The sequence below is a fragment of the Staphylococcus sp. FSL W8-0271 genome, assembly GCF_038006605.1.
GTDB lineage: Bacteria > Bacillota > Bacilli > Staphylococcales > Staphylococcaceae > Staphylococcus > Staphylococcus cohnii.
The window spans coordinates 1,590,220-1,615,455 of sequence record NZ_JBBOVM010000001.1; the positions used below are offsets into that span (position 1 = coordinate 1,590,220).

The following is a 25,236-nucleotide window of genomic DNA, read 5'->3' on the forward strand; positions in this document are numbered from 1 at the left end:
CTTTAGTTAAATACCTTCTTCGGTTTTATTTCATAAGGTTTCTCAGGATGCGGTGTATAAATTGCTAATGCCTTATTATTTAGTGTATCAAACATCACAACCAACGTATCTATGGATTGATCAAATTCATTTGTATTAAATTTTTGACCATTCAATATTTTAAATCTTTGACTTTCATTTGATATGTTGATTTTTTTCAAACCTCTCAGACCATATTCTATCGGAAAAAGTTTTTCCTGTAATGTTTCATGCTCATGTAGTGATTGTATATCTTCGATTGTAAGACTATTTTCAATATCAAAACCACCACTTTGTATTCTTGTTAACTTTGACATATGTGCTGGTAATTCAAGCGCTTTTCCTATATCTGTTGCCAACGTTCTAATATAAGTACCTTTACCGCATTTTACTTTGATATCAAACTGGCAACCTTGATTTTCAAATCGTAGTTCAGACGCTCGTTTAATGTCGAAAATCTCGACTTCTCTTGAAGGTCTTTCGACAGTTTCATTTTTTCTTGCATATTCATAAAGCTTTTTACCGTTAACCTTCACTGATGAATACATCGGAGGGATTTGCGTAATTATACCTTCAAAATGTGCTAATGCGCTATCTATTTGTTCCCCATTAAGTGCGTCTTCACCAATGGTTTTTTTTTCTAAAATTTCACCTGTCTGATCTTCTGTAGTGGTACTAAAGCCTAAGTATACAGTTGCAAAATAGGTCTTTCCCATTTCCATAATATAATCGCTTACCTTAGTCGCTGGACCTATACATATGGGTAATACACCTGAAACTTCAGGATCTAATGTACCAGTATGCCCCACCTTTTTGGTTTTTAAAATTTTCCTTAATTTAAATACAACGTCATGGCTTGTTAAGCCACGTTCTTTGTACACAGGTAAAATACCGTTATACATTTTAATGTCACCTTCAATCGTCCTTTTATTATCATTCCTTACTTATATTAACACGTCTCAATAAAGAAATGGTTATAAAAAAGCTGAAACAACAATCCCAGTGAATGTTTGTTTCAGCTTTTAAAATTAATCATTTTTGTGTAAATCTTGTATGATTTTTTCGATTTTATTTCCGTAGTCAATAGACTCATCGTATTCAAACTTTAAATCTGGTACAATTCTTAAGCGCATTCTTGAACCAATTTCAGATTTGATAAATCCTTTTGCTTTCTCTAAACCTTTAAACGTATCATCAATCTGTTTATCATTACCAAGTACAGTTAAATAAATTGTTGCAATAGATAAATCATTCGTTAATTGAACTTCTGTTATTGTTAAGAAACCAATTCTAGGGTCTTTTACTTTATTGTTAACGATGTCCATGATTTCTTGTTTCATTTGTTCGCCAACACGTTCAGCTCTCATATTCATATATTTCACCTCACAAATATCATTCATACATGTATATTTATCTTACTTAAAGATTATATGACAGTTCATTTCACAACGTCAAACAAACTTCATTCTTTTTTTTACTCAAAAAAATTTAATTACTAAATCATTATAACTTAAAAAGGTAATTGTTATGAAACGATAAAACATTATTTTTATTACAGTTAGGCACAATTATATTTCCTAAGTGTTAGAGCTTGAAACTTTATTACATTTTTATTTTTAAATACTGCTATAGTTTATAAAATTTACATTGAATTTTATAAATGATTACTATTTAAGAAACAACTAAGTTTCTAAATTATTTTATATTGTTTTACACATTATAGAAGGTATCATGCTATAATTCAAACTAATAAAAAAATGAATTTTTCTATTGAAATTGTTAGGAGCGTGTATACTTGGATAAATCAGAAAGACTACTTTATATTTTCACTCGTCTATTTAATGGAAAAAAATTAAGCAAAGAAGAACTCGCAGAACAATTAAATGTTAATGTAAGATCAATACAGCGAGATTTTAGTGATATAAACAATTTTTTATATGAAGACCATGAATGGGAAGGACTCAATGCGAGAATTGTTTATGAAAACAATATAGGCCGCCATCGCATAAGAATAGATCGCTATAAATTTAAAAATAATCGATTACTTAATCTGCTATTTAGAATGAAAAATTTCACGCCCAACATTCATATTGACACTTATAATTTAATTAGAGGGCTAAACAGTAATTCGAATCTAGCTGAAAAATTTTTATCTAATACATTACTCAATCAATTTACAATCAATCACGAATTAACAGAATCAACACTTATTTATAAAATACAACTTGCTATACAAAATAAACAGATAATTTCACTAAATGATGTTGATCATCAAACATATAAAGTTGTACCAGTATATACAAGACATTACAAAAATAAATATTGGATTACTTATATATATCAGAACAAAATTTATACACAAGATTTAAATTCAATCCTTGATATTTATCAATTTGATGAGGCATTTGACGAAAATATTTTTCTACAGGTCCCAACTGTCACTATGAAATTCTGTTCATCTATATGGGAACAAATTCAACGTCAATTTATAGTCCTGAATGTCCAAAATAACGAAGCATTTATTGAAGCTGAACTCATTATTTCAAAAAGCGAATGCCTACACTTAGCATATGAATATCCACAAGAAATCATTTTATTAAAACCAGATCATTATGTGGAGGATTTCAAAAATAAAATCAAATTGTTATTTAAACATTATCTTATTTAACGACATACTAAAGAGGCTGGGACATAAATCCCCCTTCTCAAAATAAGAGGGCAAATCCTTAACAATGGATTTGTCCTCTTTATATTTAAAATCTTCCGATTTTGATCGTGCATGCTTGCCTGGGGATATGGCTCGAGCCTGTAGTCTCTCGCTCATATCATTTCCCCGGGCGTCAGTACGATGCAAAATCTTTATAAGAGATGTGTTTTAATACAATAGAAAAAAGCTTCGTATTATTTAACTGATACATCAAATAAAAAGTCATATTTTTAATCAACCAAAAGATATAACTTAATATGAGTACACATGATGGATGCGTCATTTCCATTTGAAAATTTACGATTTTGATCGTGCATGCTTGCCTGGGGATACGGTTCGAGCCAGTAGTCTCTCGCTCATATCATTTCCCCGGGCGTCAGCACGATGCAAAATCGTTTGGAATATTTGTCAAGATACAAAAGCAAAAGCTCATTTGAAACAATTCATTACCTCTAATATATTGATGAAGTTCTTATTTTATAAAATTAATAACATGACTCAAATGATACGCATGTGATGATTGTTTAAAATATCCATTTAATAATTTATGAATGAAAAACAATTCAAAAACTAATAAGATGATAATAAAGCATTTTAATTGGGAGTATTTTAAATCTCAAATGAATCAGCAGTTTTCAGAAACAGAAACTTAAAAATCTACAGTCAAAGAAAAATTGATGTAGAACCAGTTTTTGGAGTTATGAAGGCTATTTTAGGTTTCACTCGAATGCCAGTTCGAGGGATAGACAAAGTCAAAAGAGAATTATGGTTTGTCTTTATGGCATTGAATGTAAGGAAAATAGCAGCTCAACGAACTACACTATTTGATAGAAATAAAGAAAACGACAATTTCTACATTATTTCAATAGAAATTATCGTTTTCTGTTTAGTCAGAGACATTTATGTCCCGAACCTTTTTAGTCATTTTCAATTTTACTAACGTGGTAAGGCTTCTTTATATTGGATTGCTTTAAGTTTTCTTATAAAATCCGAATTCCCTAACTCTCGCTCTTTTTTTTGTTGTTGATTCCACTTATAATAATCTATTTTATTTAATGATTCTTTCTTTTTTAAACGCTTAACATGCTCTTTATAACTCAATACATTACATGCAGTGATGTGTCTATTCTGTTTAGATGAAAGTACAAACAAATTGTCAACAAGGTATTGATGTAATTCACTATTGGTAAAATTTTTAAAGATTGAAATAAAGAGTTCTTCTTCACTTACAATATAAATCCTCCGCTTATCATCATTTATAATTTTTAATAATAGTTCAAAATTCATAACTTGTGATGGTAGATAATGATTAAATGTTAAAAAATCTTTTGGTATACCTGCTGTATGGCCAGTTTGATATGGAAAGAAATTCATAACCATCACTCTATTTGGATTAATATTAAATTGTTTTAATATAGACCCATTACTATAGATATATTTCTTAAACCAACAATGATGATCTATATACGGAAGAAATACTTTTTGTCCGTTTAAATTCAACTTACCTTGGATATCTTGCAATATTCTATTACGATAATGTACTATCATTTCTTCTGGTAATGAAGGATCATTAATTATAAAATCGTTCTCAGCCTTTTTTTTCAAAATTACTATATCTGCTATTTCAGGATTTCCAAAATATGGTCTTGCTATGGCTGGGCTTAATACTGCATCATTTTGTACAATTCGTTGTCTATGCTTATTAATTTTCACTTTCCCATTTGCAAAATCAATCAACTTTTTAAATCTTGGGATATTACTAAAATCTTCACCGAAATTTTTTTGAAGTATGCTAAATCTTGTGGGTGTAAGAAAGCAGTTGTGTCATGTCTTTTTATTATTTCATTTAACGTATCTAAGTCATAAATAGAGTTATATTGATCCAAGTATTCTTGCCAAAATTCATTTATTTCTTTTAAATATTCACTCATCACTTATAACCTCCTATTTATGCTAAGTTTAATTAAGTACATAGACAGTTAGTGTCCAGATTAAGGTAACAAGCAATTTTACTTAAAATTTTTTAACTCGTTCACAATGCTTAATAAATGGTTAAATATTCAAGTAACTATGCACTTAAAGCAAAACATTAAAATAAATTATAAAAGTAAACAATTATTTTAAATGATTCAAAGGTATACATGCTATTACCCAAAAGATAACATATTTAAAAGAAAAAAACCGTAAGCTAACACTATAAATTAGCCTACGGTTTATTTTTCTTATTTATTTAAGATAACTGACTTTATCTTTTAATTTCAACCATTTCGAAAGCTTCTATAATGTCGCCTTCTTTTAAATCGTTATATTTCTCAATTGTGATACCACATTCATAGCCTTGAGCTACTTCTTTAGCATCGTCTTTATAACGTTTTAACGTGTCTAATTCACCTTCAAATTGTACAATACCATCTCTGATAACACGGACACCCGCATTTCTAGTAATCTTACCATCTGTAACATAACTACCAGCAATTGTACCTACTTTTGAAACTTTAAATGTTTGACGTACTTCTGCTTGACCAATCACTTGTTCTTCATATTCTGGATCTAGCAAGCCTTTCATTGCAGCCTCTATTTCTTCAATAACGCTATAAATGACACGGTGTAATCTCATGTCTACACCTTCTGTTTCAGCTGCACGTTTGGCACCCGTATCCGGTCTTACATTGAAACCAATGATAATACCATTTGACGCATTCGCTAAGGTCACATCGGATTCGTTTATCGCACCTACTGCAGTGTGAATAATACGAACATTAACACCTTCTACTTCAATTTTCATTAATGAAGCTGCAAGTGCTTCTACAGAACCTTGGACATCACCTTTAATGATGACATTTAAATCTTTCATTTCACCTTGTTTCATTTGTTCAAATAAATTATCTAGTGAAACGCTCTTACTTTCTTGACGTTGTTGTAAAACATTGGCTTCATGACGTGCTTCTCCAATACGTCTTGCTTGTTTCTCATCTTTAAACACAACAAAACGATCCCCAGCTTGTGGTACATCATGAATACCTGTAATTTCAACAGGAGTAGATGGCTCTGCAGATTTAATTCTTTGTCCTAAATCGTTAACCATCGCACGAATTCTACCGTACGTATTACCAACAACCAATGCATCTCCGACATGTAACGTACCATTTTGCACTAGAAGTGATGCAGATGGACCACGTGATTTATCTAATTCTGCTTCTATCACTGTACCTACTGCTTTTTTCTCAGGATTAGCTTTTAGTTCTTGTATTTCAGATGTAAGGCCAATCATTTCTATTAAATCTTCAATACCATCACCGCTTAAAGCAGAAAGTGGTACGAAAATTGTATCGCCGCCCCAAGCTTCAGGAATCAAACCATATTCAGTCAATTCTTGCATTACTCTGTCCGGGTTAGCAGTTGGTTTATCAACTTTATTGACAGCTACAATTGTTGGTACATTCGCCTCTTTGGCGTGATTAATAGCTTCTATCGTTTGAGGCATTACGCCATCATCTGCTGCTACTACCAAAATTGTAATATCAGTTACTTGTGCACCACGTGCACGCATCGTTGTGAATGCAGCATGTCCTGGTGTATCAAGGAAAGTAATTTTTTTGCCATCATTTTCAATTTGATAAGCACCGATATGTTGTGTAATACCACCAGCTTCACCTGCTGTTACTTGTGTGTGACGGATAGAATCCAATAATGTTGTTTTACCATGGTCAACATGTCCCATAATAGTAACGACTGCTGGTCTTTCTACTGCATCTTCATCTTCAGATTCATCATCAAAATAAATTGATAAATCTTCTTCATCAATAACAACTTCTTTTTCCACTTCTACACCATAATCATCAGCAATCAATTCTAATGTTTCATCATCTAATGCTTGATTAATGTTAGCCATTATTCCTAATAAGAATAGCTTTTTAATAATTTCTGAAGAATCAACATTAATTTTTTCAGCAAGTTCTCCAACAGTTATACCTTCTTGATAAATGATGTGTGAAGGTATCTCTTTTGGTTCTTCCTGTTTCGTTTGTTTGTTTTTATTATTATTTTTGTTGTTCTTATTGTTCTTCTTATTTTTGTTATTATTCTTATTATTTTGTTTGTGATTTTGATTATTATTATCTTTTTTATTAGCATTAGACTTGCTATTTGATGATTTTTGTTGATTTTGACCTTGTTGTTTTTGTTCTGCTTGATTGGATTTTTCCGGTTTATAAACTTTATCTAATGCTTTTATTTGGTCGTCTTCTAACGTTTGCATATGGCTCGTTACCTCAACGTCCATCTTCTTTAACTCATCTATAATATCTTTACTTTTTAATTTTAAACCTTTGGCGTATTCGTAAATTCTTATTTTACTCATATAGTCACTCCTTACGATATTCATCTATCATTGACACTAACTTTTTAGCAAAGCCTTGATCAGTGATTCCAATGTTAACTCGTTCTGCTTTACCTAAAGCTTGTCCTAATTCAGCTCTCGTTCCAAATATGCGAAATGATATATGGTAACTTTCACACTTGTTCTGAAACATTGTCATTGTATTTTCAGAAGCATCAGTTGCAATAATTACGAGCTTCAATCTATTTTTTTTAATGTCATTTAAAATGACTGATTCACCTGTTTTAACTTTTCCAGCACGCATTGCTAACCCTAAAAAATTCACAATTTTCTCTATAGTCATTTAGGTATCTCTTCACGATAAATAAGACGTATAATTTCCTTATATACAGGATTTAGAGTTTCTGCATCAACTTTAAAGTATTTTTCTAATACACCTTTTTTTTGTGCATCTTCTACTAATTTAACATCTTTTGATACATATGCACCACGACCTTGCTGCTTTCCAGTTGCATCAGCAAAAATTTCGCCTTCTTTATTAATAACAACTCGAATCATATCTTTTTTAGGATGCATGTCGTTTGAAAGTATACATTTACGCATTGGAATTTTTTTCTTTTTCATAAAGCTCACTCCAAATTATTTTTCAGCGTCTTCTTCATCTAAGCTATCTGTTTCTTCATCTTTTTTGAAGTCATTAATTTCTGTATTAACTTCTTCTAAATCAATGTCTGTGTTTTGCTCAATATTTTCAACATCCTCAGTTTCAATCGCCTCATCTGTAGGATAAACGCCTTCAGCTCTAGCATCACTTTCTGATTTTATATCAATTTTCCAACCAGTTAATTTGGCAGCTAAACGTGCGTTTTGTCCACGCTTACCGATTGCTAAAGATAATTGATAGTCAGGCACAACAACAACCGTTGATTGGTTTTCTTCATCAACAATGACTTGTAGTACTTGAGAAGGGCTTAAAGCATTTTTAACAAATACCTTCGGATCTTCATTCCATTGAACGATGTCAATTTTTTCGCCGCCTAATTCTTCTACAACCGCTTCAACACGGGAACCTTTAGCGCCTACACATGCACCTACAGCATCGATATCTGGATTATCTGAATGAACGCTGATTTTAGAACGATCTCCAGCTTCGCGAGCAACTGATTTTACAATTACTGTACCGTCAAAAATTTCTGGTACTTCTTGTTCAAATAAGCGTTTTAATAATCCAGGATGACTACGTGAAACGTAAATTTGAGGCCCTTTTGTAGTTTGCTCTACTTTATTGACATACACTCTAATTCTCTCATTAGGAATGTAGCTATCATTAGGGCTTCTTTCAGCTTCAGATAATACAGCTTCTGTGCGTCCTAAATTAACATAAACATAACGATGATCGACTCTATCAATAAGACCATTAACAATATCATCTTCTTTATCAATAAATTCATCATATAATATTTCACGCTCAGCATCGCGTAAACGTTGCATTACAGCTTGTTTCGCAGCTTGTGCACCTACACGTCCAAAATCACTTGGCGTTACGTCTTCTTCGTAGATATCACCAACTTCATATGCTGGATTTTTAACTAGTGCTGTACTTAAGTCGATCTCTTCTCTATTATCCATTACTTCTTCCACGACTTGTTTACGCGCAATTACATGAAATGTACCTTCATCCATGTTTAACTCAACGCGTACACTTCTTGCACTGTCATAGTTCTTTTTATATGCAGTAATCAACGCTGCTTCAATTGCATCAATTAAAACTTCTCTTGGAATCTTTTTTTCTTTTTCTAAATATTCAGTTGCTAATAATAATTCATTACTTGACACGATTTATCATCCTCCTCATCACATTAAAGCATTACAGCATGACGTGCTTTAGCGATTTTATTTCTTGGAATTTCAACTTGTTTCTTCTTTGATTTTTCTTTTACTTCCATAATAATCGTTTCACTAGTTACTTCTTTTAAGATACCTAACCATTCTTTTCCACCTTCAATAGGCGCATATAAAGAAACGTATATCGGTTTTGAAACAGCATTTTGGAAATCTTTTTCTTTTTTTATAGGTCTTTCAGCACCTGGAGAAGCTACATCTAAATAATACATTTCTTGAATAGGATCTTCTTCATCCATAACCTCACTAATCTTTTCAGAAGCTAGGGCACAATCGTTTAAATCGACGCCACCTTCTTTATCAATGGATACTCTTAAGAAGTAATCTTTTCCTTCTTTTGTGTATTCGACTTCAACTAATTCGAAATTTAAGTCGTCAAGGACGGGTTGAATAATTGATTCAACTTGCTCAGTTACTTTACTCATACTGACCTCCTTTTTTGGCAAATAGAAAAGAGCGGGTATAACGCCCACTCTTCCTGCCTGAGTCTAATTTTTTAAGCAATATTATTATACCATATGTTTATTTCCTATACAAACAACTATATCTTTCATATAGTATGACATTAACTAATATCAAATTTTTATACATTTGGCATTTTGACATTCAATTTTAATCAATATATTGACAGATTACATATCAAATATTGATAATTGTGCTTTATCTGGCAAGTTAGGTAATGAACCAAGTTCGTCTAAATATTCAATGACTTTTTGTGACAAACCTGCTTTTTTATTTAAATCTTCTTTAGATAAAAACGGCCCTTCTTCACGTGCCTCAACTATACGTTGTGCAACGTTTTCTCCTAATCCAGGAACAGCAATAAATGGCGGAATCAAACTATCATCTTCAATGATAAAATCAAATGCTTTACTCTTCTCTAAACTAATCGGTTGCATACGATAACCACGTTGCGCCATTTCATTCATGATTTCTAATACAGTTAATGTATCTTTTTCTTTTTTTGCTAAATCCATGTAGCGTGAATACATATCGTTTACTGTATTTCGAATACCTTCTTTATCTTTAATCATTGAGATTAAATCAAAATCAGATGCACGCACTGTAAAGTAACTTGCATAGTAGTAAAGTGGATAATGGACTTTGAAATATGCAATACGTACCGCCATCAACACATATGCTGCAGCATGCGCTTTAGGGAACATATATTTAATTTTTCTACATGAGTCCAAATACCAATCGGGCACTTCATTGTCTACCATTGCTTCAACCATATCATCCGTAAGTCCTTTACCTTTACGCACAAATTCCATTGTCTTAAAGGCTAGTGATGGTTCTAATCCGTTATACATTAAATAAACCATAATATCATCACGACAACAAATGACACTTGATAAATCACAAGTTCCTGAACGTATTAAATCTTGTGCGTTACCTAGCCAAACATCTGTACCATGTGATAATCCAGATATTCTAACTAATTCTGAAAATGTAGTTGGCTTGGTATCTTCTAACATTTGACGAACAAATCCTGTACCAAATTCAGGCACACCAAATGTTCCAGTTTTACATAAAATTTGCTCGGATGTTACACCTAATGGTTCTGGTGAACTAAAAATACCCATGGTCTCCTTATCATCAACAGGTATCGTTTTAGGATCAATACCTGATAAATCCTGTAACATACGGATCATCGTCGGGTCATCGTGTCCTAATATATCCAGTTTCAATACGTTATCATGTATTGAGTGGAAATCGAAATGTGTTGTCATCCAAGCTGATGATTGATCATCTGCCGGAAATTGAACCGGTGTAAAATCGTAGATATCCATATAATCTGGGACAACGATGATACCACCTGGATGTTGTCCTGTTGTACGTTTTACGCCCGTGCAACCTTTTACGAGTCTATCAACTTCAGCACCTCTTTTGTGGATGCCTTGGTCGTTTAAAAATCCTTTTACAAAACCGAAAGCTGTTTTTTCTGCCACCGTACCAATTGTACCGGCACGAAAGACTTTGTCTTCACCAAACAATTCTTTTGTGTAATTATGAGCTTGAGGTTGATACTCACCACTAAAGTTCAAATCAATATCGGGTACTTTATCACCTTTGAAGCCTAAGAAAGTTTCAAAAGGAATATCTTGCCCTTCTTTAATCAATTCACAACCACATGTGCCACATTTTTTATCTGGCAAATCAAAACCAGAGCCAATAGATCCATCATTAAAGAACTCACTTTCTTTACATTGTGGACAAATATAATGCGGTGGTAATGGATTAACTTCTGTAATTTCAGTCATTGTCGCTACAAAACTCGAACCTACAGAGCCACGTGAACCTACTAGGTAACCGTCATCCAGTGATTTTTTAACAAGTCTTTGCGAAATTAAATATATAACGGAGAATCCATTCCCAATAATACTTTCAAGTTCTTTCTCTAATCGGTCGATTACAATTTGTGGTAAATCTTCGCCATACAATGCTCTAGCATTGGCATAGCTCATATCTCGTATTTCATCATTAGCACCTTCCATACGCGGCGTATACAATTCATCTTTTATCGGAACTACACGTTCGATACGGTCTGCTAATTCATTCGTGTTTTTAACAACTAGTTCATGTGCTTTTGCTTCACCTAAGAAATGTAATTCGTCTAACATTTCATCTGTTGTTCTAAAATGTGCCTCAGGTAAAGTACTACGATTTAATGGGTTACCTGGCTGTGATGCAATTAAAATTTTACGTGCAATACCATCATGTTCGTTTAGATAATGCGCGTTTCCTGTCGCAATAACAGGAATATCATTTACATCTCCAGCTTGAATAAGACGTTGATAAATTTCATGCAATGTCTCATTATCTCTCACAAGTTCTCTATCTATTAAATCTTGATATAATGCAGGTGGCTGTACTTCAATGAAATCATAGTATTTTGCTATTCTTTCCACTTGCGATTGATCTTTTTGCATTACTGCAGTAAATACTTCACCTTCATCACATGCAGAACCAACAAGAATACCTTCTCGATATTCATCTAATAATGATCGTGGAATTCTAGGTGTTCTATAATAATATTTAACTAAAGATGCACTTACTATTTTAAATAAATTTTTCAAGCCTTGTTGATTTTGCACTATAAGTGTTACGTGATTTGGACGTGCACGTTTATACGCATCTTCATTAGATAACGATTTATTAATATCTTGATGATTATAAACTTCCGCTTCTTCTAATTGTTTTAACATTTTTATAAAAATATAAGCTGTTGCTTCAGTATCATAAATCGCTCTGTGATGCTGTGTTAAATCTACACCATATTTTTTAGCTAAGAAATTCAGACCATGCTTACCATATTCTGTGTTGATAGTTCTGGAAAGTTCAAGTGTATCTATCACACCATTCGTTGATGCACCTAGCCCAATTTTTTCATAACCGGTGTCAATGAATCCCATGTCAAATGATGCATTGTGTGCTACAAATATCGCATCACCGACCCACGCTTTAAACTCTGTTAATACTGTTTCAATTTCAGGCGCATTGACGAGCATATCATCTGTGATATGCGTTAAATTCTTGATTGTTTCAGATAAACGTTCATGTGGATTACTAAAACGTTCAAACTTATCAATGATTTCTCCTTCTCTTACTTTTACAGCTGCGAGTTCGATAATTTTATCATATTGATTAGATAAACCTGTTGTTTCAACGTCAAAAACAACATATGTTGCAGTTTTTAAATCAATATCTTGTGGCTTATAAGCTATGGGCACACCATCATCAACCAACATGCCTTCCATACCATATATCATTTTAATATTATTTTTTTCAGCTGCAGCATGCGCATCTGGAAATGCTTGAACCACATTATGATCAGTAATTGCAATCGCTTTATGGCCCCATTTGGCTGCTTGATCTACATATGCGCTTATATTTGGAATGCCATCCATCTGACTCATGGATGAATGCAAGTGAAATTCTACGCGTTTCTCATCTGCTTTGTCTTGTTTAACTGCTTTTTTTATTTCTTCAATATCAGACATCATCATTACTAAGTCACGTACGAATGTGTCTTCTTCTATTCGACCTTGTGCTCGCACCCATTTACCAACACTGAGCGCTTTAAAATGAGCTAAATCATCTTTATTTTTTCTAGTGAACATTTTCAGCACTAATGAATCAGTATAATCTGTAACTTTTAATTCAACAATATGGCGTCCACTTTTCAATTCTTTTAAATTAATATCAAAGATAACACCTTCTACCGCAACTTTAAATTCTTCTTCGATAATCGATTCTATAGGTTTTACATTTTCTATTTGAATCGGTTTACCGATTTGACATTTTGCTACAGCACTTTCGTTATTATCTTGTTGCTTGGCTTTTTCAGCGCGCATCTTTTCTAATTTTTCAGTAGCTTCACGAGCACTTTTTTCATCTTCTTGTTGAATATGTGCCTCTAATGAGGCTAAATCGTCCCCATTTGAAGTGTGATCAGTTTCAAAAATGATACTACTGATTGCAAATCCACATTGTTGAAATGCTTTAATCAAACTCCCATTGCAAGCTTTATCAAAATGATCACGTTCTATATCATTCTGACACATGACTTTGAGAACATCACCTGACATAATTAAGCGCTTTTGCTTCAACTGACCTTTTACTTTTGGTGATAATTGCGTTTGATCAATACAATAACTAAAGTATTTCAAGGCATATTCATCTTGATTCACTTTATTCGTAATTGTAAAATTGCAATCAACTTTGGCAATTGTTTTAAATTCTTCAGTAATTGCATTCATAAATAACAGATAATCTTCTATAGGTAAAAAATATGGAAATGTTATCTGAAATACCCAAATACGATCAGTTGTTTTAACATCTACACGCGTTAATTCACTTTGTGCTAAAATTTCTGAATCCAAATGATCTGCAATTTTAATTTGATCAGCTAAGACCTTAAATTTTTCTTGATTTGTCATTGACATGACGATAACCACCTTACTATTAATTACACTACGTTACTATTTCAAATCATTGCTTTAACTGTCGCGTATGTATTTTTTACATTATCTATCTTATAACGGAAAAGCATTAATTTCTAATACTTAAACTCTACTACTTTTACAATATGGTTACTAATAATAAATAAGAGCGGAAATGAAATCAAATATGACTCATTCGATTTCGCTTTCCCGCTCCCCTATATAAGGCGATTATTTACCAAATTACAGGTTAATTTTAAACATTCAACAATACCTGTATACAAACATATTTATTGTTATAAATTATCTTTGCTATTAATTGTTTAACATACATATCATTTTTAACATCATATGTCATAGCAATTACTTTTTTAAAGTAAATTGCTGACTTATATACTTAGGTATAAGTCATTAATATAACGATTTAAGTTATCAATTTGAACATCTTCACTTTTACCTGTATCACGTCGTTTAACTTCTACGATACCTTCTGCAGCATTTTTACCAACCACTACTCTAATTGGTAACCCAATTAAATCAGCATCATTAAATTTAACACCTGCACGTTCCTTACGGTCATCATAGAGTACATCGTATGTTTCTTTTAATTGTGTATATAGTTGATCGGCCAATTCGCGTTGTTCTTCTTTTTTAGGGTTGATTGTAATTAAGTGTAAATCAAATGGCGTTACTGATTTAGGCCATATAATACCATTTTCATCGTTATTTTGTTCAACAATCGCACTTAAAGTTCTAGAAATACCTATACCATAACATCCCATTAATAAAGGTTTAGCCTTGCCTTGATTATCTAAAAATGTTGCATTCATTGCTTCTGAATATTTTGTACCCAGTTTAAATACTTGCCCGACTTCAATTCCTTCAGCAAATTTAGCGACACCTGATCCATCAGCTAAAGCTTCACCTTCTAAAATAAATCTAAAGTCACCATACGCTTCTATTTCAAAGTCACGCCCTACATTTGCATTCAATAAATGGTAACCATCTTCGTTAGCACCTACAACAATGTTATTTAAATCTTTTATAAAGTTATCTGCATATACTTTGATGTTTTTATCAAAAATTGGTCCAAGTGAACCAGGAGATGCACCTAATAAATTTTTAATTTCATCTTCTGTTGCTAATTCGATGTGATCAGTACCAAAGAATGCTTTTAATTTCACATCATTAATTTCATGGTGACCGCGTACAAGTACCATAATAAATTCACCATCGACATTAAATACCATAGATTTTGTAATTTCATCTAATGGCTTTTCTAAAAATGTTGCTAATGCTTGTGCTGTATGTACTTGAGGTGTTTCTATTTTTGTTAATGGCGCTACATCATCATGTTTTTCATTAGGATGATATACAACCTCAGCTTTTTCAATATTGGCAGCATAATCACTATTTTCACTATACACAATTGTGTCTTCACCAATTTCACTTAAAGCCATAAATTCGTGTGTATGGCTTCCACCAATAGCACCTGAATCTGCAACTACTGGTCGTGCATTAATTCCGACACGTTTAAATATGCGATCATATGCGTGATACATATCTTGGTATGTTTCATCTAAAGAAGCTTCATCTGCATGAAACGAATATGCGTCTTTCATAATAAATTCACGACCACGTAACAGTCCAAAACGCGGACGTTTTTCATCTCTAAACTTAGATTGTATTTGGAATAAAGTAAGTGGTAATTGTTTATATGATTTAAGCTCATCTCTTATCACAGACGTTATAAGCTCTTCATGTGTTGGCCCAAGTGCAAACTCACGGCCATGTCTATCTTTTAAACGCATTAGTTCTGGACCATATGCATTCCAACGACCTGATTCTTCCCATAGTTCTGCTTTTTGTAACGCTGGCATTAAAATTTCCACAGCCTCGATACGTTCCATTTCTTGTCTTACAATTGTTTCAATGTTATTCAAAACTTTTGCAGCTAACGGTAAATAGCTATATATGCCACTCGTACTTTGTTTAATTAATCCTGCTTTTAGCAAAAGTCTATGACTTAAAGCTTCGGCTGCAGCCGGTACTTCTTTCATCGTTGGTATAAATACTTTAGATTGTTTCATTTACATGCTCTCTCCTTTTATAAGAAATAACGTTGAATGTCATTCCATGTCACTAAGACCATAACAATTAAGACAAATACTGCACCAATCGCAATAATGGTAGTTTCTGCTTTTTTGTTTAATGGCTTTCTGAAAATCGCTTCATATATAACGAATAAGATACGTCCGCCATCAAGTGCTGGAACTGGTAATAAATTCATCAAACCTAAATTGACACTGAGCAATGCTGTCCAAGAAATTAAATTGATGATGCCTGTTTTAACAACAGAATCAACCGTATGGTAAATACCGACAGGACCATTTAACATATCAAATGAAAATTGACCTGTAAAAATGCTCGCAATCATACTTAAAATCGCAGTAAAAATCAGTTTTCCAGCTACTAATGAACGTTCTACACCAGATACAATTGGTTTAAATAAAGTATGTTCAATAGAAGGAGTATAACCTAATAAATATTTAGTTTCTGAATGTGTTTTAGTTACTTTTTGTTCATATTTTTTAGGTTTTACTTGTAAGTTTTCTGTTTTGCCATCCCGTTCTACTTTAATTTGCGTCTTTTTGTCTTTAACCTGCGACATCGCTTGATCTATATCAGATTTACTATCGATAGATTGGTCATCAATTTTCACGATAGTATCACCTGTTTTTAAGCCAGCGTGTGCTGCTGGACTATCTTGCGCAACTTTATCAACTGTATTTGTTGGAGTACCTTGATAATAAGCCAAGCCAATAAATAATACTAATGTAAGTAAGAAGTTAGATAATGGACCCGCAAACAGTGTTAAGAATTTTTGATAAGGTTTTTTGTGTGTGAATTGTCGGTTTTTAGGAGCAATTTGAATTAAACTACCATTTTCAACAAAGTAAGCTTTGTCAGCAATCTGATAATGATGTCTTTGCTGATCATATGCAGTTACACCTTCTATATATAAATCTTCTTTAAAATCACATTGCTTAACTTCCATTGCTTCAATTTGTTGGAATTTATGTTGATCATCTAAAATGATGTGTGTGATTTCATCTTTATCATTTAATTTTATCTTTACATGCATACCTGGTTGAACGGGAGGTTCTTCCAACCCGTCACCTGCCATTCTTACATACCCTCCAACTGGCAATAAACGAATGGTATATAAAGTTTCATTTTTTCTGAAACTGAAAATTTTTGGCCCCATTCCAATTGCAAATTCTGGACACATAATGCCAGCTCTTTTTGCAAAAAACATATGACCGTATTCATGAACTGTTACAAGAACACCAAATACGATTATAAAAGAAATAATTGTCACTAGAAAACTCAAATTGATACACCTCATATTTTCCGTAAGATTGTTCCATTATTTTATATTATTATAATATACAAGAAATTTAATGCTTTTGATTATAAAATTATAACATAACACTACCGACTGATACACGTAACTTTATACAGTATAATAAATTTTCACGACTTACCTCTTAAAATATATACGATTCATTTTATAAACTTATGAAAAGGAGTTAAAAATTTAAATGTCTCATATGATCAATCATCAGCATTTAAATTAATAACTCCTTTTATTTTTCAATTATACAATTTTAAAAGCATATCATTTCTTTCAAAATCACTTAAATTAAGAATATATTTAATAATGGTAAAACAAACATAAAACTATCGAATCGGTCTAATATACCGCCATGACCCGGTAAAATGCGTCCAGAATCCTTCACACCAAAATGGCGTTTAAAACCTGACTCCACTAAATCTCCTAGTTGCCCAAACATACTCAAAATAACTGTACATAATAGCAATAACCATATTGCAATGTTAAAGTCTATAAACATCATCATTATAAGTGGAACGATCAAACTACAAATAATACCACCTATAAATCCTTCAATTGTTTTATTAGGACTGATTACAGGCCATAATTTATGTTTGCCCATTAATCTACCAAAAATGTATGCACCAGTATCAGTAGACCACACAATTAAGAAAGCTAACAATATGTAATGTAATCCCTCTGATCTTGTTTCATAAAGATACATAAAACCTATGCCTACATAAGCTATAGACATTAAGCAAAAAGCAGCATCCATAAAACTAAATCTATTTTTAGATAGCACAGTATAACTTAATAAAATAAAACTCATTGCTATCAAAGATTTTAATTGTAAATCATTTACCCATGTACCTGCCTCTTGCGGTATCATAATAATTAAAATTCCTAATGCACTTATAATTCCTGGGATGGATAAGAACTTTATCATATTCATATTCAACAATTCTTTGAGACCTATAAACGCTAATAAATATGAAAAAAGCATTAGTACAAGGCCACCCTTTAATAATACAGGTAGAAAAACAATAAGTGCTATTATTGCTGTTAAAGTTCTAACTTTCATACTATTCTCCTAACTATCTATAATCCCCCAAAACGTCTTTGACGAGATTGATAAATTTTAATACAGTTTATTAATTCTTCTTTGTCAAAATCTGGCCAAAATTTTTCATTGAATATAAATTCACTGTAAGATACTTGCCAGATAAGAAAGTTACTAATTCGTTGTTCACCTGAGGTTCTAATTAAAAGGTCTGGATCAGGATAATGGTGGGTCATTAAATGTTCGTTAATCAGTTGTTCTGTAATATGTTCACTGGATAACCCTTCAGAAGATAATTTTTCATAAATTGACTTTAAACTATGGACAATTTCAGCACGTCCGCCATAATTAATTGCAAAAATCAGTTTTAAACCCGTATTATCTTTGGTTTGGTCTTTTGCTTTATTTATAGCTTCAAGTGTTGCAGTTGGTAAATCATTTAAAAAACCAATGGTTTCTACTTTAACATTATTTTCTATTAATTCTGGTAAAAAGGTTTTTAAGAAATTAACTGGTAGGTTCATAATATAATTAACTTCATTTTTAGGTCTAGTCCAATTTTCAGTTGAAAATGCATACAACGTTAAATATTTAATACCTAAATCACTAGCTTCTTTAGTTATTTTTTTGATTGTTTGCATACCTTGGTAATGTCCTTTTATTCTAGGCAGCTTTCTTTGTTTAGCCCAGCGTCCATTGCCATCCATAATAATTGCTATATGATTAGGTACACTATGTAAATCCAAGTCAATGTTGGATGCGTTAGGCTGGTTTTTTTTCTTGTTTAGCTTTTTAAACATGGTATTTCCTCCGAGCGTTATCATCTCTGCTTTTTATATTAGCTTCTAAATGCAATTATCTATCATTTTATCATACTAGATAAGCGCAATGAATAAACAAATAAAAAAACTGTACCAAAGTCTGATTTGATACAGTTCAGATAAATTTATAATATGCTTTATTTTCAATATCAAACAACTAAAAGATAGCTATTTACTCACAAAAATTCATATCATAATTACCATGCTTATACTGACATAATATCTTGTTCTTTTTCTTCTAATAATTTATCAATGTCATTGATAGAATCGTCAGTTATTTTTTGAACTTCATTTGTTTGAGTTCTTAGGTCATCTTCAGTGATGTCACCATTTTTCTCTTGCTTTTTAAGCTCGTCATTAGAATCGCGACGCACATTTCTAACTGCAACTTTAGAATCTTCGCCAATTTTTTTAACTTCTTTTACAAGTTCTTTACGACGTTCTTCTGTTAATGCAGGCACGCTGATACGGATTACTTCACCATCACTAGATGGATTCACACCTAAGTTTGCTGCATTAATTGCTTTTTCAACATTAGCCACTGATGATTTATCGTATGGTGAAATGACTAAAAGACGTGCTTCTGGCACACTGATACTAGCAAGTTGTTGTATAGGTGTTGGTGCCCCATAATAATCAACCGTAACACCGTTTAAAAGGTTTGAATTTGCTCTACCAGCACTAATGTTGGCTAATTCTCTTGAAAGACTATCAATTGATTTTCTCATCTTTGTTTTCGTGTCATTAATTATGTCACTCATATTATACACCTCTAAATTATTTTGTAATTAATGTTCCTATTTTTTCACCCATTACAGCACGTTTAATATTTCCTTCTTCTGTAATAGAGAACACATTCAATGGAATATTGTTATCCATACAGAAAGAAGATGCTGTTGAGTCCATGACTTGTAATCCTTCTTGTAACATTTGAATATGTGTTAAATGTTCATATTTAACTGCATTTTCATCTTTTTTAGGATCTGCAGAATAAACACCATCAACATTATTTTTGCCCATTAAGATAACATCAGCTTCTACTTCAGCAGCACGCAGAGCTGCAGTTGTGTCAGTTGAGAAGTATGGATTACCTATGCCAGCTGCAAATATCACAACTCGTTTTTTCTCTAAGTGTCTAATTGCACGACGACGAATATAAGGTTCTGCAACTTGTTTCATCTCTATAGAAGTTAACACACGTGTATCACACTCTAATTGTTCTAAGCTATCTTGAAGTGCTAAAGCGTTCATAACAGTAGCCAACATGCCCATATAATCGGCTGTGCCACGATCCATACCAAGGTCACTACCAGTTTTACCTCTCCAGATATTACCTCCGCCAACAATCACTGCAATTTCACAATCCATTTTTGCTACCTCAGCTACTTGTTGAGCAACACTTTTAATAATTATCGGATTAATGCCGAATCCGTCTTCACCTGCTAGTGCTTCACCACTTAATTTTAAAACGACACGTTTATATTTAGAAGTTTGAGCCATTGTCTTATCCTCTCTATTGTGAAAATATGTATTTGATACAAGTAAAGAAGACACAGTAGAACTTCCAATATAAAAGTAAGTCTTTCATATGGAGCACAAAAAGGTGTCTTCTTTCTTGTTCAAACTATGAAAAATTATTTCATTTGTCCTTTTACTTCGTCAGCAAAGTTTTCTTCACGTTTTTCCATACCTTCGCCTACTTCATAACGTACGAAGTCAACTAGTTTTCCACCTTTTGATTTTAAGAAAGCTTCAACTGTTTGATCAGGATCTTTAACAAAGTTTTGGTCAACTGCACAAATTTCTTGTAAATATTTACGTAAACGACCTTCAACCATTTTCTCAACGATTTTTTCTGGTTTTCCTTCGTTTAAAGCTTGTTGTTTCAATACTTCTTTTTCATGAGCTATTTCATCTTCACTTACTTGTTCAGATGAAACATATTTAGGGTTAATCGCAGCAATATGCATAGCTACATCTTTAGCAGCATCACTATCAGTAGTACCTTCAACAACTGTTAATACACCGATACGTCCACCCATGTGTAAATATGAACCAAATGCATCATTATCTGATTTTGTTCTAACTGCAAAACGACGGATACTTAATTTTTCACCGATTGTAGAGATTGCTTCTTTCATGCGTTGATCTACAGTTTTACCGTCAGCTAATTCAGATTCTAATAAAGCTTCAACAGTATCTACTTTACTATCTAACACTTGGATAGCAATTTCTTTTACTAATTCTTGGAAACCTTCGTTACGTGCTACGAAGTCAGTTTCTGAATTAATTTCTACGATTGCTGCTTCATTTCCTCTTTCTTCTACATGTACTAGTCCTTCTGCAGCGATACGGTCAGCTTTTTTAGCTGCTTTTGCAATACCTTTTTCACGTAGGTAATCAATAGCTTTATCAATATCACCATCAGTTTCTGTCAACGCTTTTTTACAATCCATCATACCAGCGCCAGTTTTTTCACGTAATTCTTTTACAAGTTTAGCTGAAATTGCCATTTCATATTCCTCCATTATTTAATGAATTTTAATATATTTATTTTAAAAAAAGGTGATAAGCTTATATATCTTATCACCCATTTTACATTATTCTTAGTTTGATTCAACAGAAGTGTTTTCTTCAGTTGTTTCTGCTTCAGTAGCTTCTTCTTTTGATTCATTTAAATCAATGTTTTGTTCAGCTGCTACTTCTTCATTTGATACACCTTGTTGACCTTCTAAGATTGCATCTGCCATTTTACCAGTTAATAATTTAACGGCACGGATAGCATCATCGTTTGCAGGGATAACATAATCGATCTCATCTGGATCACAGTTAGTATCCACAATACCAACGATTGGGATGTGTAATTTACGTGCTTCAGCAATTGCGTTGCGCTCTTTACGAGGGTCAACTACAAATAATGCTTGAGGCATAGATTTCATATCACGAATTCCGCCTAAGAATTTAATTAAACGGTCATATTCTTTTCTAAGTTCTACTACTTCTTTTTTAGGTAATACTTCGAATAAGCCATCTTCTTCCATTTTTTCAATTTCAGAAATACGTTTGATACGTTTTGAAATTGTTTTATAGTTAGTTAAAATTCCACCTAACCATCTTTGGTTAACATAAAATTGACCAGCACGTTCTGCTTCAGCTTTCACTGATTCTTGTGCTTGTTTTTTCGTACCAACGAATAAAACTTTTCCGCCATCTTCTGAAATTTGTTTAATAAAGTTGTAAGCTTCTTCTACTTTCTTCACTGTTTTTTGTAAATCGATAATGTAGATACCGTTTCTTTCAGTGAAGATGTATCTTTTCATTTTTGGGTTCCAACGGCGTGTTTGGTGACCGAAGTGAACACCTGCTTCTAGTAATTGTTTCATTGAAATTACTGCCATAAATAAAATCCTCCTATTGGTTTTTTACCTCCATAAAAAGCTCATATAAACACGATAATAAGTTATCGCACCCTTTATACTTCCACTCTTTATGTGCGTATTGGCTTAATAGCCGTGAATAAATATATCATATTCATACATATAAAGCAATAGTTCTGCTTATAATTTCTCATTCATAATGGCATGGTCTGAATTTGTATTTTTACAAATTCAGATAACACGATTCCACTACAGTATGAGATGCTTAAGTTTAAAAATGACATTGTATTTATTTTTTACATATTTATCTAATCAACGCATATCGCATGGATATACAAAATGATGTGAATAGTGTAAATACCAAATGCATAAATTAGTTATTATACGTTTTATTTTATTCTATCTAATTCATCTAAGAATTTTTCTTTTTTAACTTTAATAAACGTACCTTTCATGCCTAATGAACGTGATTCAATAACTCCTGCACTTTCTAACTTACGCAATGCATTAACAATCACAGAACGTGTAATACCAACTCTGTCAGCTACTTTAGACGCAATTAGCAAGCCTTCTTTACCACCTAGCTCTTCAAAAATATGTTCAATGGCTTCGCTTTCTGAGTATGATAACGAATTGATTGCCATATTAATTGCAGCTTTATCTCTTGCTTCTTGTTCAACTTCATTATGTTTTTCACGCAGAATTTCCATACCAATAACTGTAGCTGCGTACTCACCTAAAACGAGATCATTTTCAGAAAAATCGTCTTGTACACGCCCAAGCACTAACGTACCTAGTCTTTCTCCTCCACCTAGTATTGGAAAGATAGTTGACTTACTATCTTTAAATACATCTTCATTTTCAGGTGGGAAAACTGAAAGTACATTATCAATACCAATGTTAGATTTCGTTTCTTTTACATCCATTAACTTGTCTGTATATTCTACAGGTATATGTCTATTTTCTAACATTTGAATAATACGTTCGTTTTTTAACAATTCATTTAAACTTGATCCTAAAATTTTACCTTTTCTTGACACAATAAAAACATTTGTCACTGTTACACTACTTATTGTTTGTGCGACGTCTTTAAAGTCTACAGCGATTCCTTTGTGCTTTTGCAAAAGTGTATTTAATTCTCTTGTTTTTGATAATAAGCTCATATTACTTCTCCTTTTTGTTTATATTATAAAATAAATGCACTTAAATCTTTATTTGTTGAAATAGATTTCAACTTATCATCAACATATTGAGGTGTGATATCTACAACGGCATGTGGCATGCTCGGTGCTTCAAACGATAAATCTTCTAACATTTTTTCAAGTATTGTGTACAATCTACGCGCGCCAATATTATCTGTATCCTGATTAACTTGAAAAGCAATTTCTGCCAGACGTTTAATCGCATCTTCAGTGAAATTAACTGTTACTTGTTCTGTTTGAAGTAGCGCTTCATACTGTTTAATTAATGATAATTTAGGTTCTGTTAAAATGCTTACAAAGTCTTCCACAGATAGGCTTTCTAATTCAACACGAATTGGGAAACGACCTTGTAATTCAGGTATTAAATCACTTGGTTTTGAAACATGAAATGCTCCTGCGCCAATGAATAGCATATGTTCAGTATTAACAGTACCATATTTGGTTTGAACCATGCTACCTTCAAGTATAGGTAAAATGTCTCTTTGAACACCTTGCCGTGATACGTCTTGACCTGAATTTTGATTGTTTGTAGCCACTTTATCTATTTCATCAATAAAAATGATTCCCATTTGTTCAGCTAGCTCAATCGCTTCTTGGTTGGCAGTTTCTTGATCAATCAGTTCATCAGCATATTCATCTGTCAAAATATTTCGAGCTGTTTTGACTGGTACTTCTCTTTCCACTTTTTTCTTAGGCATAAGTTGGTTCATCATATCTTGCATTTGTTGATTTTGATTTGTTCCTAACATACCTAAGGCACCTGGGTCTTGCTCGACTTTTAATCTCACTTTTTCTTCTTCAAGTTCACCATTTAATAATTGTTGTTTGATTTCAGAACGCTTTGTTTTGATTTCTTCTGTTGGTGTATCTTCTTCATCATCTTCATTATTTTGACCAAAATTTGGTATTGCTCCACCAAAAAGAGACTCTAAGGGATTATTACTATTACTGCTATTCGCTTTTTTCTTCATACTTGGTACTAAAAGTTTAATTAATTTTTCGTTTACTTTATTTCTCGCTTCATCTTTAACTAACGCTTTCTTTTGATCTTTAACTAATCTAACAGCAATGTCAACTAAGTCTCTAACCATACTCTCAACATCACGACCAACATAACCTACTTCTGTAAATTTCGTGGCTTCTACTTTAATAAAAGGAGCGCCAACCACTTTAGCCATACGTCTCGCAATTTCTGTTTTCCCTACACCAGTTGGTCCAATCATTAAAATATTTTTAGGTGCAATTTCTTGTTTCTCTTCATCAGAAAGCAAGCTACGTCTATATCTATTTCTTAATGCTACTGCTACCTTACGTTTAGCGTCATCTTGACCGACTATATATTCGTTAAGTTTTGAAACGATATCTTTTGGCGTTAATTTAATACCATTCGACTCCATAAGATAAATACCTCCGTTACTATATTTTCTTCAAAAACTTGTCATTTATTATATATTTATTTCATAAATT

21 protein-coding genes and 1 pseudogene are annotated in these 25,236 nt (G+C 32.5%); 2 read left to right on the forward strand and 20 right to left on the reverse strand.

Annotation, left to right across the window (positions count from 1 at the left end):
• Positions 1-2 precede the first annotated feature (2 nt).
• Both truB and rbfA read right to left on the reverse strand, forming a co-directional pair.
• Positions 3-920 (reverse strand): tRNA pseudouridine(55) synthase TruB, encoded by a 918-nt coding sequence (gene truB / locus NST87_RS07830; protein WP_040030599.1) that lies wholly within the window; start codon positions 918-920, stop codon positions 3-5.
• Positions 921-1,046: 126 nt separating this feature from the next.
• Positions 1,047-1,391, reverse strand: coding sequence for a 30S ribosome-binding factor RbfA (rbfA, locus tag NST87_RS07835; RefSeq protein WP_340721527.1), 345 nt, complete (start codon positions 1,389-1,391; stop codon positions 1,047-1,049).
• A 422-nt stretch (positions 1,392-1,813) separates the two neighbouring features.
• On the opposite strand from rbfA, the gene NST87_RS07840 reads away from it, so the two are divergent.
• Both NST87_RS07840 and NST87_RS07845 read left to right on the forward strand, forming a co-directional pair.
• Positions 1,814-2,686 (forward strand): HTH domain-containing protein, encoded by an 873-nt coding sequence (locus NST87_RS07840; RefSeq protein WP_340721529.1) that lies wholly within the window; start codon positions 1,814-1,816, stop codon positions 2,684-2,686.
• Positions 2,687-3,231: 545 nt separating this feature from the next.
• Positions 3,232-3,665 (forward strand): annotated as a pseudogene (locus NST87_RS07845) (transposase); the annotation flags it as partial.
• Here NST87_RS07845 and NST87_RS07850 read toward each other — a convergent pair.
• The 18 genes from NST87_RS07850 to hslU form a co-directional block, all read right to left on the reverse strand.
• Positions 3,662-4,462 (reverse strand): hypothetical protein, encoded by an 801-nt coding sequence (locus NST87_RS07850; protein ID WP_340721531.1) that lies wholly within the window; start codon positions 4,460-4,462, stop codon positions 3,662-3,664. The pseudogene NST87_RS07845 and the gene NST87_RS07850 sit on opposite strands and share 4 nt — an antisense overlap.
• The gene (locus tag NST87_RS07855; protein ID WP_340721532.1) at positions 4,459-4,656 is read right to left on the reverse strand and encodes a hypothetical protein; all 198 of its coding nucleotides are present in this window, start codon (positions 4,654-4,656) and stop codon (positions 4,459-4,461) included. The genes NST87_RS07850 and NST87_RS07855 overlap by 4 nt, the downstream gene beginning before the upstream one ends.
• Positions 4,657-4,970: 314 nt before the next feature.
• Positions 4,971-7,085 carry a translation initiation factor IF-2 gene (gene infB, locus NST87_RS07860; RefSeq protein WP_019468438.1) on the reverse strand — a complete coding sequence of 705 codons (2,115 nt, stop codon included), beginning with the start codon at positions 7,083-7,085 and terminating at the stop codon, positions 4,971-4,973.
• 4 nt (positions 7,086-7,089) lie between these two features.
• Complete coding sequence (locus NST87_RS07865) at positions 7,090-7,407, reverse strand: L7Ae/L30e/S12e/Gadd45 family ribosomal protein (RefSeq protein WP_019468439.1); 318 nt, start codon at positions 7,405-7,407, stop codon at positions 7,090-7,092.
• Complete coding sequence (gene rnpM, locus NST87_RS07870) at positions 7,404-7,688, reverse strand: RNase P modulator RnpM (protein ID WP_019468440.1); 285 nt, start codon at positions 7,686-7,688, stop codon at positions 7,404-7,406. Before rnpM ends, NST87_RS07865 begins: the two co-directional genes overlap by 4 nt.
• A 15-nt stretch (positions 7,689-7,703) precedes the next feature.
• Positions 7,704-8,900 carry a transcription termination factor NusA gene (nusA, locus tag NST87_RS07875; RefSeq protein ID WP_019468441.1) on the reverse strand — a complete coding sequence of 399 codons (1,197 nt, stop codon included), beginning with the start codon at positions 8,898-8,900 and terminating at the stop codon, positions 7,704-7,706.
• Between the two features lie 23 nt (positions 8,901-8,923).
• The gene (rimP, locus tag NST87_RS07880; protein ID WP_019468442.1) at positions 8,924-9,391 is read right to left on the reverse strand and encodes a ribosome maturation factor RimP; all 468 of its coding nucleotides are present in this window, start codon (positions 9,389-9,391) and stop codon (positions 8,924-8,926) included.
• 207 nt (positions 9,392-9,598) lie between these two features.
• The gene (locus NST87_RS07885) at positions 9,599-13,915 is read right to left on the reverse strand and encodes a PolC-type DNA polymerase III (protein WP_340721535.1); all 4,317 of its coding nucleotides are present in this window, start codon (positions 13,913-13,915) and stop codon (positions 9,599-9,601) included.
• Positions 13,916-14,301: 386 nt separating this feature from the next.
• A complete protein-coding gene (locus tag NST87_RS07890) occupies positions 14,302-16,002 on the reverse strand; it encodes a proline--tRNA ligase (RefSeq protein ID WP_040030602.1) in 1,701 nt (566 codons plus the stop codon).
• A gap of 17 nt (positions 16,003-16,019) precedes the next feature.
• Positions 16,020-17,306, reverse strand: coding sequence for an RIP metalloprotease RseP (rseP, locus tag NST87_RS07895; protein WP_040030604.1), 1,287 nt, complete (start codon positions 17,304-17,306; stop codon positions 16,020-16,022).
• A gap of 307 nt (positions 17,307-17,613) precedes the next feature.
• On the reverse strand, positions 17,614-18,390 hold the full coding sequence (locus tag NST87_RS07900) for a phosphatidate cytidylyltransferase (protein WP_019468446.1): 777 nt from the start codon (positions 18,388-18,390) through the stop codon (positions 17,614-17,616).
• Between the two features lie 17 nt (positions 18,391-18,407).
• Positions 18,408-19,169, reverse strand: a complete 762-nt coding sequence (locus tag NST87_RS07905) for an isoprenyl transferase (RefSeq protein ID WP_040030605.1) — start codon at positions 19,167-19,169, stop codon at positions 18,408-18,410.
• A 227-nt stretch (positions 19,170-19,396) separates the two neighbouring features.
• Positions 19,397-19,951, reverse strand: coding sequence for a ribosome recycling factor (gene frr / locus NST87_RS07910; protein ID WP_019468448.1), 555 nt, complete (start codon positions 19,949-19,951; stop codon positions 19,397-19,399).
• A 16-nt stretch (positions 19,952-19,967) separates the two neighbouring features.
• The gene (pyrH, locus tag NST87_RS07915; RefSeq protein ID WP_019468449.1) at positions 19,968-20,690 is read right to left on the reverse strand and encodes a UMP kinase; all 723 of its coding nucleotides are present in this window, start codon (positions 20,688-20,690) and stop codon (positions 19,968-19,970) included.
• Between the two features lie 134 nt (positions 20,691-20,824).
• Complete coding sequence (tsf, locus tag NST87_RS07920) at positions 20,825-21,703, reverse strand: translation elongation factor Ts (RefSeq protein ID WP_019468450.1); 879 nt, start codon at positions 21,701-21,703, stop codon at positions 20,825-20,827.
• Positions 21,704-21,796: 93 nt separating this feature from the next.
• On the reverse strand, positions 21,797-22,588 hold the full coding sequence (gene rpsB / locus NST87_RS07925) for a 30S ribosomal protein S2 (RefSeq protein WP_040030607.1): 792 nt from the start codon (positions 22,586-22,588) through the stop codon (positions 21,797-21,799).
• Between the two features lie 368 nt (positions 22,589-22,956).
• Positions 22,957-23,730, reverse strand: a complete 774-nt coding sequence (gene codY, locus NST87_RS07930; RefSeq protein WP_019468452.1) for a GTP-sensing pleiotropic transcriptional regulator CodY — start codon at positions 23,728-23,730, stop codon at positions 22,957-22,959.
• 23 nt (positions 23,731-23,753) lie between these two features.
• Positions 23,754-25,166 carry an ATP-dependent protease ATPase subunit HslU gene (gene hslU, locus NST87_RS07935; protein WP_340721539.1) on the reverse strand — a complete coding sequence of 471 codons (1,413 nt, stop codon included), beginning with the start codon at positions 25,164-25,166 and terminating at the stop codon, positions 23,754-23,756.
• Positions 25,167-25,236: the final 70 nt, after the last annotated feature.